This is a genomic window from Pseudomonas sp. GD03858 (assembly GCF_029840925.1).
Classification (GTDB): Bacteria; Pseudomonadota; Gammaproteobacteria; order Pseudomonadales; family Pseudomonadaceae; genus Aquipseudomonas.
In genome coordinates this window covers 1-13,760 of record NZ_JAOCDM010000048.1, presented here as the reverse complement: position 1 = coordinate 13,760, position 13,760 = coordinate 1, and the positions used below count along the sequence as shown (strand labels likewise).

Annotated in this window: 11 protein-coding genes and 4 tRNA genes; all 15 read right to left on the bottom strand. The window is 65.5% G+C overall.

Annotation, left to right across the window (positions count from 1 at the left end):
* Positions 1-49: 49 nt before the first annotated feature.
* Positions 50-126 (bottom strand) — tRNA-Asp (locus N5D48_RS14250).
* A gap of 140 nt (positions 127-266) precedes the next feature.
* Positions 267-343, bottom strand: a tRNA-Asp gene (locus tag N5D48_RS14245).
* Positions 344-426: 83 nt separating this feature from the next.
* Positions 427-503: transfer RNA gene (locus N5D48_RS14240), tRNA-Asp, on the bottom strand.
* An 80-nt stretch (positions 504-583) separates the two neighbouring features.
* A tRNA-Val gene (locus tag N5D48_RS14235) sits at positions 584-659 on the bottom strand.
* Between the two features lie 233 nt (positions 660-892).
* Positions 893-1,666 (bottom strand): SDR family oxidoreductase, encoded by a 774-nt coding sequence (locus N5D48_RS14230; protein ID WP_279885239.1) that lies wholly within the window; start codon positions 1,664-1,666, stop codon positions 893-895.
* A complete protein-coding gene (locus tag N5D48_RS14225; protein ID WP_279885236.1) occupies positions 1,663-2,874 on the bottom strand; it encodes an O-succinylhomoserine sulfhydrylase in 1,212 nt (403 codons plus the stop codon). Before N5D48_RS14225 ends, N5D48_RS14230 begins: the two co-directional genes overlap by 4 nt.
* A gap of 15 nt (positions 2,875-2,889) precedes the next feature.
* Positions 2,890-4,395 carry an amidophosphoribosyltransferase gene (gene purF, locus N5D48_RS14220; protein WP_279885233.1) on the bottom strand — a complete coding sequence of 502 codons (1,506 nt, stop codon included), beginning with the start codon at positions 4,393-4,395 and terminating at the stop codon, positions 2,890-2,892.
* 42 nt (positions 4,396-4,437) lie between these two features.
* The gene (locus N5D48_RS14215) at positions 4,438-4,992 is read right to left on the bottom strand and encodes a CvpA family protein (protein WP_279885230.1); all 555 of its coding nucleotides are present in this window, start codon (positions 4,990-4,992) and stop codon (positions 4,438-4,440) included.
* A 326-nt stretch (positions 4,993-5,318) separates the two neighbouring features.
* Complete coding sequence (locus N5D48_RS14210; RefSeq protein ID WP_279885228.1) at positions 5,319-5,987, bottom strand: SPOR domain-containing protein; 669 nt, start codon at positions 5,985-5,987, stop codon at positions 5,319-5,321.
* On the bottom strand, positions 5,971-7,278 hold the full coding sequence (gene folC, locus N5D48_RS14205; RefSeq protein WP_279885226.1) for a bifunctional tetrahydrofolate synthase/dihydrofolate synthase: 1,308 nt from the start codon (positions 7,276-7,278) through the stop codon (positions 5,971-5,973). Before folC ends, N5D48_RS14210 begins: the two co-directional genes overlap by 17 nt.
* On the bottom strand, positions 7,278-8,171 hold the full coding sequence (gene accD, locus N5D48_RS14200) for an acetyl-CoA carboxylase, carboxyltransferase subunit beta (protein ID WP_279885223.1): 894 nt from the start codon (positions 8,169-8,171) through the stop codon (positions 7,278-7,280). The genes folC and accD overlap by 1 nt, the downstream gene beginning before the upstream one ends.
* A 207-nt stretch (positions 8,172-8,378) precedes the next feature.
* Positions 8,379-8,999, bottom strand: coding sequence for a phosphoribosylanthranilate isomerase (locus N5D48_RS14195; RefSeq protein ID WP_279885222.1), 621 nt, complete (start codon positions 8,997-8,999; stop codon positions 8,379-8,381).
* A gap of 59 nt (positions 9,000-9,058) precedes the next feature.
* On the bottom strand, positions 9,059-9,913 hold the full coding sequence (truA, locus tag N5D48_RS14190) for a tRNA pseudouridine(38-40) synthase TruA (RefSeq protein WP_279885220.1): 855 nt from the start codon (positions 9,911-9,913) through the stop codon (positions 9,059-9,061).
* 135 nt (positions 9,914-10,048) lie between these two features.
* On the bottom strand, positions 10,049-12,664 hold the full coding sequence (locus N5D48_RS14185; RefSeq protein WP_279885218.1) for a FimV/HubP family polar landmark protein: 2,616 nt from the start codon (positions 12,662-12,664) through the stop codon (positions 10,049-10,051).
* A 71-nt stretch (positions 12,665-12,735) separates the two neighbouring features.
* Entirely contained in the window at positions 12,736-13,740 is a 1,005-nt protein-coding gene (locus tag N5D48_RS14180) for an aspartate-semialdehyde dehydrogenase (protein WP_279885217.1), read from the bottom strand.
* Positions 13,741-13,760: the final 20 nt, after the last annotated feature.

The window sequence follows — 13,760 nt, the reverse complement described above, 5'->3', positions numbered from 1 at the left end:
GGTCGCTTTTTCGTTGCTTCGAGGCGTTCAAGGGGCCTCGAGGCGAAGATGGCGCAGCGGACGGGACTCGAACCCGCGACCCCCGGCGTGACAGGCCGGTATTCTAACCGACTGAACTACCGCTGCGTATCGTTCGGGCTTGCACCCGATTGAAACTGGGATCTGAGCTTTCAAGCGCTTTGGCGCGAAAGCCAGGCACAAAAAAGGCGATTGCTCATCGCCTTTTTCGGTTTGCTTCGAGCGTTCAAGGGGCTCGTTGCAGAAGATGGCGCAGCGGACGGGACTCGAACCCGCGACCCCCGGCGTGACAGGCCGGTATTCTAACCGACTGAACTACCGCTGCGTATCGTTCAGGCTTGCGCCTGAGTGAAACTGGGATCTGGCCTTGCGGCCTCAGACCGGTGCAAGCACCCATCTGGAGAAGAATGGCGCGGCGGACGGGACTCGAACCCGCGACCCCCGGCGTGACAGGCCGGTATTCTAACCGACTGAACTACCGCCGCGCATAGTTGGACTTGCGTCCTGTTCCTCTCTGCCAGCTCGCTTCTTTCGAAGCTGCTGAACCAGGAACGCTCTCAGGAAGTGGTGGGTGATGACGGGATCGAACCGCCGACCCTCTGCTTGTAAGGCAGATGCTCTCCCGGCTGAGCTAATCACCCCCGCGATGTTGCTTGTTGCGTTTGCTTCGCTGAGGCCGCGAAATTTACGCAGGTACCGATCCTAAGTCAATACCCCCATTGAAGTTTTTTTCAAAAAGGGCAAAAACAGCTGCAAGCTTAAAGCTGCAAGCGACAAGGAAAAGCCCCATCGCTGCACCACCCTGTTCGATTCCGCAAAACAACAAGGGGACCTCACGGTCCCCTCTTGCAGCTTGAGGCTGATAGCTTGCCGCTCAGGTGTAGATCATCTTGCGGCTCATCCCGCCATCGACCACGAACTCCTGGCCGGTGACGAACCCGGCCTGGCGCGACAGCAACCATGCCACCAGCGCCGCCACGTCTTCCACGGTGCCTACCCTGCCGGCTGGATGCTGGGCATGGTCGGCCTCGGTCAAGGGCTCGGCGCGACGCTGCGAAGGATCACGGGCATCGATCCAGCCCGGGCTCACCGCATTGACGCGGATCTCCGGCCCCAGGCTCATGGCCAGGGCGTGGGTCAGGGCCAGCAAACCACCCTTGCTGGCGGCATAGGCCTCGGTGTCCGGCTCGGACTGCCGGGCGCGGGTGGACGTCAGGTTGACGATCGCGCCGCCATGGGCGCGCAAATAGGGTGCGCAATGCTTGGCCAGCAACATCGGGCCATTGAGGTTGACCGCCAGTACCCGATTCCATTGCGCCAGGGACAGGCTCTCCAGGGTCTGGTTGTGCGGGTTGGCGAGCGCCGCATTGCACACCAGCGCGTCCAGGCGGCCGAACTGCCCCAGCACCTCGGACACGCCGGCACTGACCTGGGCCTCATCGGCCACATCCATGGTGATGAACCAGGCGTTGTCGCCCAGCACCTTCGCGACCTTGGTGCCACGTGGGCGATCCAGGTCGCTGAGCACCACCTGCCAACCCTCGCAGATCAACCAGGCGGCGATACCCAGGCCGATGCCGCGGGCGGCACCGGTAATCAGGGCCACCCGGCCATTATGGCCGGGCTCGCCGCCCTTCCAGTCGATCACAGCGCGGCCAGACCGCGAGCAAGATCGGCTTGCAGGTCGGCGACATCTTCCAGGCCGACCGCCACGCGGACCAGACTGTCACGAATGCCCGCCGCGTCACGTTCCTGCGGCGTCAGACGCCCATGGGAAGTGGTCGCAGGATGGGCGATGGTGGTCTTGCTGTCACCGAGGTTGGTGGTGATCGAGATCACTCGGGTCGCATCGATGAAGCGCCAGGCGCCCTCCTTGCCGCCCTTGACCTCGAAGCTGACCACCGCGCCGAAGCCGCTCATCTGACGCTTGGCCAGTTCATGCTGCGGATGGCTCGGCAGGCCGGCGTAGTGGACCTTCTCGATACCTTCCTGCTGCTCGAGCCACTCGGCCAGCGCCTGGGCGCTCTCGCAGTGGGCGCGCATGCGCAGCTTGAGGGTCTCCAGACCCTTGGTGAAGATCCAGGCGTTGAACGGGCTGAGGGTCGGGCCGGCGGTACGCAGGAAGCCCACGACTTCTTTCATCTGTTCGCTACGCCCGGCGACCACGCCCCCCATGCAACGGCCCTGGCCGTCGATGAACTTGGTCGCCGAATGGAACACGATGTCCGCGCCGAGCTTGAGCGGCTGCTGCAAGGCCGGAGTGCTGAAGCAGTTGTCCACCACCAGCATGGCGCCCCGGGCATGGGCGATCTCGGCCAGGGCGGTGATGTCCACCAGCTCGGCCAGCGGGTTGGACGGCGACTCGACGATCAGCAGCTTGGTGTTGGCCTTGATAGCCTTTTCCCAGCCATTCAGGTCGACCAGCGGCACGTAGTCCACCTGCACGCCAAAGCGCTTGAAGTACTTCTCGAACAGGCTGATGGTCGAGCCGAACACGCTCTGCGACACCAGCACATGGTCGCCGGCACTGCACAGTGACATCACCACTGCGAGGATCGCCGCCATGCCGGTGGAGGTGGCCACGGCCTGCTCGGCGCCCTCCATGGCCGCCAGGCGCTCCTCGAAGGCACGCACGGTCGGGTTGGTATAGCGCGAGTAGACGTTGCCCGGCGTTTCGCCGGCAAAGCGCGCGGCGGCGTCGGCGGCCGTGCGGAAGACATAGCTGGAGGTCAGGAACAGCGCTTCGCTGTGCTCGGCCTCCGGTGTGCGGTTCTGACCGGCGCGTACCGCCAGGGTGTCGAAAGCGACACCCTCGAGGTCACTGTCCAGTCGACCGGCATCCCATTGTTCGGTCATGCCGTCGCTCCCAAATCAGTTGTTGTACAGGTCGATGATCGCGCTGACCGCCTGGTTCTTCACCTTGGCCAGGTCATTACGGGCCTGCTCGATGCGCTCGAGGTAGGCTTCGTCGATATCGCCGGTGACGTACTCACCGTTGAACACCGCGCAATCGAAATGCTCGATCTTGATCTTGCCGCCACCGACCGATTCGATCAGGTCCGGCAGGTCCTGATAGATCAGCCAGTCGGCGCCGATCAACTCGGCCACCTGTTCGGTGGTACGGTTGTGGGCGATCAGTTCGTGAGCGCTCGGCATGTCGATGCCGTAGACGTTGGGGTAGCGCACCGCAGGGGCCGCGGAGCAGAAGTAGACGTTCTTGGCGCCAGCCTCGCGGGCCATCTGGATGATCTGCTTGCAGGTGGTGCCGCGCACGATCGAGTCGTCCACCAACATCACGTTCTTGCCGCGGAACTCCAGCTCGATGGCGTTGAGCTTCTGGCGCACCGACTTCTTGCGCGCGGCCTGGCCGGGCATGATGAAGGTACGGCCGATGTAGCGGTTCTTGACGAAGCCTTCACGGAACTTGACGCCCAGATGGTTGGCCAGCTCCAGCGCCGCGGTACGGCTGGTGTCAGGGATCGGGATGACCACGTCGATGTCATGGTCCGGGCGCTCGCGCTGGATCTTCTCGGCCAGCTTCTCGCCCATGCGCAGGCGGGCCTTGTACACCGAGACGCCATCCATGATCGAATCAGGACGGGCCAGGTAGACGTGCTCGAAGATGCACGGCTGCAGTTTCGGGTTTTCGGCGCACTGCTTGGTGAACATCTGGCCGCCTTCGGTGATGTAAACCGCCTCGCCCGGCGCCAGGTCGCGGATCAGGGTGAAGCCAAGCACGTCCAGGGCCACGCTCTCCGAGGCGATCATGTACTCGACGCCTTCATCGGTGTGGCGCTGGCCGAACACCACCGGGCGGATGCCGTTGGGGTCGCGGAAACCGACGATGCCGTAGCCGGTGATCATCGCCACCACCGCGTAACCGCCGACGCAGCGGCTATGCACGTGGGAAACCGCGGCGAACACATCTTCTTCGGTCGGCTGCAGCTTGCCGCGCACCGCCAGCTCGTGGGCGAACACGTTCAACAGCACTTCGGAGTCGGAGTTGGTGTTGACGTGGCGCAGGTCGGACTCGTAGATCTCCTTGGCCAGCTGCTCGACGTTGGTCAGGTTGCCGTTGTGCGCCAGGGTGATGCCGTACGGCGAGTTGACGTAGAACGGCTGGGCCTCGGCCGAGGTGGAGCTGCCGGCGGTCGGGTAGCGGACGTGGCCGATACCGATGCTGCCGACCAGGCGCTGCATGTGGCGCTGCTGGAAGACGTCGCGCACCAGGCCGTTATCCTTGCGCAGGAACAACCGGCCATCGTGGCTGGTCACGATGCCGGCAGCGTCCTGGCCGCGGTGCTGGAGCACGGTTAGCGCGTCATACAGCGCCTGATTGACGTTCGACTTACCGACGATACCGACGATGCCACACATGCGACGCAACCCCTACTTTGATGAAACTTGAGTGAAGCGTGCTCAGGGCTTGGTCGGCCCGAGCAACTGCTCCTTGAACGGAAGGTCAACGGGTGCGCTGACCCCACTGGACATCCACTGGCCGGTGAACCCGAGTATGAGGTTCTTCGACCAGTCGGCTACCAATAGAAATTGTGGTATCAGGCGTGATTCCTGCCACCACGGATCCTGTTGCACCGGGCCCAGGCTCAGCAGCCCGACGGCCACCACCACCAGCAACCCGCCTCGCGCGGCGCCGAAGGCCATGCCGAGGAAGCGATCGGTGCCGGACAGCCCGGTCACGCGGATCAGTTCGCCGATGAGGAAATTGAGCATCGCCCCGACCAGCAGCGTGGCGACGAAAAGAATGGCACAGCCGGCGATGACCCGCGCGGACGGTGTCTGGATATAGCTTTCAAGATACTGCGCGAGCGATCCGCCGAACATCCAGGCCACCGCGCCGGCGACAATCCAGATGAGCAGGGACAGGGCTTCCTTGACGAAGCCGCGCTTGAGACTGATCAGCGATGAAATGGCGACGATCGCGATGATCGCCCAATCAACCCAGGTAAATGCCACGGTGTTGCCTGCCGACGTTTGAGGCGGCGCATTTTACCAGAGCAAAGGGGCTTGGGGTAAGCGGAATGTCAGGTGTTTGAAGGGCTACAGGCTGACTCTGGGGACAGCTTTGCGGGCTAGAAAAGCCGTCGCGGGGCAATCCCACGCTGCAAAATCCTACGCGCACCTGTAGGAGCGGCCTTGTGTCGCGAAAGGGCTGCAGAGCAGCCCCAGGATTTCAGCGCAGAAGGAGAAATTGCCGGGGCTGCTGCGCAGCCCTTTCCGACCGGTCCGACGCCTCGGCAAGGCCGCTCCTACAGAGGGACGTGCATGTCCAGAGATGGGCGTCAGCCACGCTCCGGCTGGAAGCGCACCACGATGCCCTTGAGGTTTTGCTGGCGACTGATCGCATCGCGCAGGCGCTCGGCCTCGGCGCGCTCGATCAGCGGCCCGACGAATACCCGGTTCATGCCATCCGCCGAACGGATGTAAGCGTTGTAGCCCTGGCTGCGCAGGGTCTTTTGCAAGTTTTCAGCACCGACCCGGTTGGACAGGCTGGCCAACTGGATCGACCAGCTCACGGGCAGGCCATTGACGTCGATCTTCGACGGCGCGGCCGGCTTGGCCGTAGCAACCGTCGCCGGAGCGGTACTCGGCGCAGGCGACGGACGGGGCTCGACCTTGGGCGTCGGCACCGGCGTCTGCGGCTTGGGCTGAGGCTGCTGTACTACCGGCGCGATGGGCTGGCTGGGCGCCGTGATCGGCGCCGTCGATTCACTGACCACCACCGGCGGCGGGTCATTCTGCTCCGCCAACGGCTGCGGTTCCGGCACCTGGACAGGCTCCACCTGCACCTGGGGCAAGCTTGGCATGGCTGGCGCTTGCGGCGCCTCGACGCGCACCTGGCGCATCTCGTCCTCACGGGTGAACAGCATCGGCAGGAAGATCACCGCCAGCGCCACCAGCACCAACGCACCGACCATGCGCTGCTTCATCCCTTTATCCAGCACTGCCATCTACTCCATCCTCGGGAACCTGCCGCTCGAGCCAGGCCAAAGCCTCGCCGACGCAGAAAAACGAACCGAACAGCAGGATCTGGTCATCCGCCGTCGCCTGGGCGCACTGCCCCTCGAGGGCAGCATCGACACTGGCGTAAGACTTCACCGTCGCACCGAGGTTCGTCAAGGCCTGCGCCAGCTCCACGGCCGGGCGACTGCGCGGTGTATCCAAGGGCGCCACCGCCCAGTCGGCGACCTGATCGCGCAGCGGCGCAAGCACACCGGCCAGATCCTTGTCGGCCAAAAGGCCGAACACCGCCAGGCGCCGGCCCTTCACCGGGCGTGCCGCCAGCCGGCGCGCGAGGTACTCGGCGGCGTGCGGGTTGTGGCCGACATCCAGCAGCAACGCTACGCGCTTGCCCTGCCACAGCAGCTCGCGTCGGTCGAGACGACCGGTGACACGCGTATCCAGCAAGGCTTGGCGAACCATGCCGGCATCCCACGGCAGGCCCATCAGCAGGAAAGCCTGCAAGGCAAGGGCTGCATTCTCCATGGGCAGGTCGAGCAACGGCAGCTCGCGCAGCGCCACGGGCGAACCGTCGAGCTGGCGACCGCGCCAATGCCAGTGCTCGGCGCCGCTCTCCAGGTCGAAATCACGCCCGCGCAGGAAGAACGGGCAATTCAGCTCACGCACCTTGTCCAGCAGCGGCTGCGGCGGATCGAGGTCACCGCACAGTGCCGGCTTGCCCTGGCGGAAGATCCCTGCCTTCTCGTAGGCCACCGACTCACGGCTGTCGCCCAGGTAGTCGACGTGGTCGACGCCGATGCTGGTAACCAGCGACACGTCGGCATCCACCAGATTGACCGCATCCAGCCGGCCACCCAGGCCAACCTCGAGCACCACCGCATCCAGCGCGGACTGCTTGAACAGCCAGAACGCCGCCAAAGTGCCCATTTCGAAATAAGTCAGCGAGATCTCGCCGCGTGCCGCTTCCACCGCGGCGAACGCTTCGCACAGGCGCTCATCGCTGGCCTCGCGGCCTTCGATCAGCACCCGCTCGTTGTAACGCAGCAGGTGCGGCGAACTGTACACCCCGACCTTGAGCCCTTGGGCGCGCAGCAACGCGGCCACGAAGGCGCACGTCGAACCTTTGCCGTTGGTGCCGGTCACCGTCACCACCCGCGGCGCCAGCTTGCCCAGCCCCAAACGCGCCAGCACCTGTTGCGAGCGCTCCAGCCCCATGTCGATGGCCGAGGGGTGCAACTGTTCGAGATAGGCGAGCCACTCGCCCAGGCTGCGCTGGTTCATCACGCGACCGCGGCGACCTCTTTGGCCGCTTCCGGGGTCGGCTGACCGGTCATCTGCGCCAGCAGGCGAGCCAGGCGCGGACGCAGTTCGTCACGGGAAATGATCAGGTCGATGGCGCCGTGCTCCAGCAGGAACTCGCTGCGCTGGAAGCCTTCGGGCAGTTTCTCGCGCACGGTCTGTTCGATCACCCGCGGACCGGCGAAGCCGATCAGCGCCTTCGGCTCACCGACGATCACGTCGCCGAGCATCGCCAGGCTGGCGGAAACGCCGCCGTAGACCGGGTCGGTCAGTACCGAGATGAACGGAATGCCTTCTTCGCGCAGGCGCGCCAGCACGGCGGAGGTCTTGGCCATCTGCATCAGCGAGATCAGCGCTTCCTGCATACGCGCGCCACCGGAGGCGGAGAAGCAGACCATCGGGCAACGGTTTTCCAGGGCGTAGTTGGCGGCGCGCACAAAACGCTCACCGACGATGGCGCCCATGGAACCGCCCATGAAGGAGAACTCGAAAGCGCTGACCACGATCGGCATACCCATCAAGGTACCGCTCATGGAGATCAGTGCGTCTTTCTCACCGGTCTGCTTCTGCGCGGCGGTCAGACGATCCTTGTACTTCTTGCCATCGCGGAACTTCAGACGGTCGACCGGCTCCAGCTCGGCGCCCAGCTCGGCGCGGCCTTCTGGATCGAGGAAGATGTCGATGCGCGCACGTGCGCCGATACGCATGTGGTGGTTGCACTTGGGGCAGACGTCGAGGGTCTTTTCCAGCTCCGGACGGTACAGCACGGCCTCACAGGACGGGCACTTGTGCCACAGCCCTTCCGGCACCGAGCTCTTCTTCACCTCGGAACGCATGATCGAAGGGATCAGTTTGTCTACCAACCAGTTGCTCATGCTTGCTTTCTCCAGTATTGGCCGGGGAGACCTGCGCGGCCCCGCCCTGCCCTTGAGCTCAAATTCTTCTGTAACGCGACGATGGGCCGGCCATGCGCCGCCCACCTCCAATTCTTCCCCGGTACGCCCCGCGCACTGGCGCGGCCTGGCAGCACCGGGCTGCGAAAGCTATGGACGATGGCGCGCGGCCAGCCGTCACATCCGCGTTCACGCGTGTTTCACCGCCTGCATGAAGGCTTCGATCCTCGCCGGATCCTTGATGCCCTTGGCTTGCTCGACACCACCGCTGACATCCACCGCATAGGGCCGCACCTGGCGGATCGCCTCGGCGACGTTGTCAGCCGACAGGCCACCGGCGAGGATGATCGGTTTGCTCAGGCGCCGCGGTATCAATGACCAGTCGAAGGATTCACCGGTTCCCCCCGGCACGCCCGGCACATAGGCATCCAGCAGGATGCCGCGGGCGCCGGCGTAGTGCTGGCAGGCTGCCTCCAGATCGTCGCCGGGACGCACGCGCAAGGCCTTGATCCAGGGGCGGTGGTAGCCCTCGCAATCGGCCGGGGTTTCATCGCCGTGGAACTGTAGCAGGTCCAGGGAAACCACCTCGAGGATCTCGTTGAGCTCGCAGCGCGACGCGTTGACGAACAACCCGACGGTAGTCACGAACGGCGGCAAAGCCTCGATGATCGCCCGCGCCTGGCGCACGTCCACCGCCCGCGGGCTTTTCGCGTAGAAGACGAAACCAAGGGCATCAGCCCCGGACTCGACCGCGGCCAGGGCGTCCTCGATGCGGGTAATCCCGCAGATCTTGCTGCGAACGTAGCTCATGGACGGCGAACCTTGAGTGATCGGGAAAGCGCCGATGGTAGCAAATGACTTTTGCCCCGTCAGTGTGCCAGCGCCTCATAACCGGTAAGAAAGTGTGGGCCGATGTAACGCTGCGGCAAGGCGTACTCTTGCGGGTACTCCACCTGCACCAGGTACAGGCCGTAGGGATGCGCGGTGACGCCGCCTTCGCGACGGTTGCGCCCCTCCAGCACTTCGCGCGCCCATTCCACCGGGCGCTCGCCGGCACCAATGGTCATCAGCACCCCGGCGATGTTGCGCACCATGTGGTGGAGGAACGCGGTGGCGCGCACGTCCAGCACGATCATCTGGCCGTGGCGGGTGACGCGCAGGTGGTGAATGTGCTTGATCGGCGACTTGGCCTGGCACTGGCTGGCGCGGAAGGCGCTGAAGTCATGGGTGCCCAGCAGGTATTGGGCCGCCAGGGCCATGCGCCCGACATCCAGCGGGCGGTGGTTCCAGGTCACTTCCTCGGCCAGATGCGCCGGGCGGATCGGGTCGTTGTAGATGACATAGCGGTAACGCCGGGCGGTGGCCTTGAAGCGGGCATGGAAATGCGCCGGCATGGGCGCCGCCCAGACCACGCTGATGTCGTGGGGCAGGTTGAAGTTGCTGCCCAGGGTCCAGGCACGTTCATCGCGCACGGCGCGGGTATCGAAGTGCACGACCTGCCCGCAGCCGTGGACGCCAGCGTCGGTACGCCCGGCGCAGATCACCGAGATCGGCTCGTCGGCCACCTTCGACAGCGCCTGCTCCAGGGCCTGCTGGACACTGGGCACGCCGCTGGCCTGGCGCTGCCAGCCGCGATAACGCGAGCCTTTGTATTCCACGCCCAGGGCGATGCGGGTATAGCCTTCGGCTGCCGATTCGGCGGCGGCGGTGTCGATGATGTCCAAGAGCGGCAAACCTGATGATGAAACGAAGGGCGGGAGTATACCGGCAAACCGCGCGGGGGCCGAAATGATCGCGGGGCAAGCCCGCGCCCACGTCTGCAGTGGGAATGGGCTTGCCCCGCGCGGTGCAACGTCGCGTCAGACCAGGCGCGAGAGCATCTCGTTGGCTTCCTGACGCTGGCTGTCGTCGCCGTCCTTGACCACCTCATCGAGAATGTCGCGGGCGCCCTGGTGGTCACCCATGTCGATGTAGGCGCGGGCCAGGTCGAGCTTGGTGGCCACCTCGTCGGTGCCGGAGAAGAAGTCGAAGTCCAGGTCGTCCAGCGACTCCGGTTCCAGCGCGGCGTCCTCGGCAGTGAAGCGGGGCTCCAGCGACGGGTTCTCGAGGTTCTGCGACAGCTTGTCGAGCTCGGCGTTGACGTCGTCCAGTTCCGAGGCGAAGTTCTTCGCCGCCGGCGATTCGTCGTCCAGCGACAGCGACAGGTCGAAGTCCTCGGGCAGCTCCAGCTCGGAGATCGGATCGAACTCCGGAATGGCCTCGAACGCCGCCAGTTCGGCCGCCACGTCCACCGGAGCAGCCTCGCTCTCGGACGGGGCTGCCGGCTCCGCGACATCCAGGTCGAAATCAGCCAGGTCGTCGACATTCTGCGGGGTAGCCTGGGCCTGGGCCAGCAACGCCTCGAAATCATCATCGGCGTCGGGCTCGGCCGCAACGGCCTCGGCCTGGGATGGCGTGTCGACCGAGGCGACGTCGTCCAGCGCCGACGGTTCGAGATGATCGTCCACAGGCAGGTCGTCGCCCAGGCTCAGGTCAAAGGCACTGTCCAGGTCGTCTTGCGCATCGGCCGGAGTTACCTCGGGTGCCGGTTCCTGTTCCACCACCGGCTCAGGCGTCTCGGCAACGGCTGGCGCATCGTCCTGCAGCAGCTCCTGGACATACTGCTCGTCCATCTCGGCGGCCAGCGCGGCTGCACCCGCCGCGACGGCGGCGACCCCCAGCATTGCCGGGAAGCGCTCCTTCAGCGCGCTGACTTCGGCCTGGTTCTCTTCGCTGGCCGGCAGCTTGCGCTCCTGACCGGCGAAGGCATCCTGGTCGCCCTGACGGGCGTAGACTTCCATCAGCTTCAGGCGCAGGTCGCTGCGCTGGGGCTCGGAGGCCACGGCGGCCTCCAGCAGATCAGCGGCATGATTGAGACGGCCACGGGCCAGGCTTTCGTCAACCTCGGCCAGCAGTGCGGCACGCGGATCCGTTGCGCTCGCAGGCTCCTCGACGGGCGCCGCCGGCACGGGTTTCTCGGCGGCAACGGCGGCGGCGGCGGAAGCGGCCACCACGGCCGGTGCCAGGGTCACGCTCGGCGCCGAGACCTCCAGGCCTTCGAAACTGCTCGGCGGCAGGTCCAGGTCCGGACCGCGCTCGCCCTCCTCGGCCAGGGCGCGAGCCATGCGCAGGTGCTTCTCGGCTTCCTGCTGGGCCTTGCGCTTGCGCGCCAGGAGCAGCAGCAACAGCAACAGAACGAGGAAGGACGAGCCGGCGATCAGGCCCAACAGCAAGGGATTGCCCAACAACTGGTCGAACAGGCCGGGCTCTTCGCTGGCAGGCGCGTCGGTCGCCGCTTGCTGCGGCGCCGTGTCGGCCGCGGCCGGCGCCGGGCTGACCACCGGCTCGGCCGGCGTGAGCTGGGCGTTGACGGCAGGTTGCGCTGGCGCCGGCTCACCCGGCAGCGCGGTGGCTGGCGGCTGCGTTGGCGTGGCGCCCTGTGCTTCCAGGCGCGCCAATTGGTCGTTCTTGAGCTCGATCAGACGCTGCAGCTTGTCCAGTTGGCTCTGCAAGTCGGACATGCGGCTCTTGAGCTCATCGTTGTCGCGACGGCTGGTATCGAGGCTCTCCTGGGCCACCGCCAGCTTGTCGTTCAGGGCCTTGGCGTCTCCGGCCGCGCCCTTGCCGCCCGGGGAAACCAGGCGCAGGTTGTCGCCCTGGGCGATGCGCGACGGCGCCGCGCCTGCCTCCCCCCGACGGGTGGCATCCAACTGCCGGGCACGCGGACCGAGGCGCCGGCCTTCACGCCAGGCGGCATACTGTTCGGCCACCTCGCGATTGGCTTCGGCCTGGGGAATGCTCTGCACCTGCTGTTGATCGGGCAGGCGCAGCACCTGACCGGTCTTGAGCTGGTTGATGTTGTTGCCGATGAATGCGTCCGGGTTCAGCGCCTGGATCGCCACCATGGTCTGCTGGATCGAGCCGCCGTGGGTGTTGCGCGCGGCGATCTGCCAGAGCGTGTCACGGCGCCTGGTGGTATAGCTGCCGGTGCTCACGGCCGGGGCAATGCTGGCCTGGGACGCCTGACTGCCCTGGGCTTGGGCCTGGTCGAGCAGTACGCTGTAATCGCGCAGCAGCCGGCCCTGCGGCCACATTACCTGCACCAGGAACTTGACCACCGGCTCGGGCAGCGCCTTGCTGGAGGTGACCCGCAGCACGCTCTTGCCGTTGGGGTTGATCACGGGCGTGAACGTCAGGTCTTCGAGATAAGGCGGGAAGGCCACCCCGGCCTTGGCGAACTCTTCCGGCGACGCCAGGCTTGGCGCCATTTCCGCCGCTGTGAGGTCGCGCACGTCGAGCAGTTCGATCTCGGCATCCAGCGGCTGGTTCTGCGCCGACTTGAGGGTCAGCTCTCCCAACCCCAGGGCGTTCGCCACGCCGGACGTCAGCGCCGAGGCTGCCGCGATGGCCAGAACCAGTTTGCGAATTCGAAGCATGAACTCTTCCCTTGTATGAACCGTCCCGAAAACCCTGTTGCGGCGTAGGACAAAATGGCTCGCAGTATCTTTTACGCCATGCGTTTTATCAACAATTGCGCCGTCTGCACGGCGTTCAGCGCCGCGCCTTTGCGCACGTTGTCGGTGGTCAGCCAGAGGTTGAGTTGTTCCGGCTCGTCGACACCGCGACGTACACGACCAACATAGACCACGTCCTGGCCTACTGCGTCACCGACCGGCGTCGGATAATCGCCCGGCTCGACCAGTTCGATGCCCTCAGCGGCCTCCAGGGCGGCGTTGACGGCGTCCAGGTCGACCGGTCGACGGCTCTGCAGCGCCACACTGAAGCTATCGCCGAAAAACACCGGGACTTGAATGCAGGTCACGGAAATCTTCAATTGCGGGAGGTCGAGCACCTGGCGCAGTTCTTTGACCAGGCGGTGCTCCACGGGCGTGTGGCCCTGCTCGTCGGGCGTCCCGACCTGGGGCAGCAGGTTGAACGCGACCTGCCGATCGAAAAAGCGTGGTTCCAGCGGGCGCGCATTGAGCAGTTCGGCAGTTTGCCGAGCGAGCTCGCTGACGGCTTCCCTGCCCTGCTCCGAGACGGCCAGGCAGGCATTGACCTGGATGCGTTCGAGATCGAGCAAGCCCTTGAGCGGCGCCAGCGCCACGGCCAGGGCCACCGCGCCGGCGCTCGGGCTGGTGATCAGCGCCGGCTGCGGCAGTTCGGCGATGCGCTCGCCATTGGCTTCCGGGACCAGGGCCGTGGCGCCGTCCAGGGCGCCGGACAGGTCGATCACCGCGCAACCGGCGGCGATGGCCTTGGGCGCGAAACTGCGGCTGACGGCGGGGCTGGCGGCGAAGAACACCAGCTTGACCTGCGTGAAATCGAAACTGTCCACTTCGCGGACCTTCAACTTCTTGCCCGCGAACATGACGCTGCTGCCGGCGGATTCCATGCTGGCCAGCAGGTGCAGGGTCGAGACCGGGAACGCGACTTCCTCGAGGATCTGGACGAGGGATTCACCGACAGTGCCGGTGGCGCCTACTACGGCGATGTCTAGGGCGGTGGGCATGGGCTTGGATTCCTTCTGCG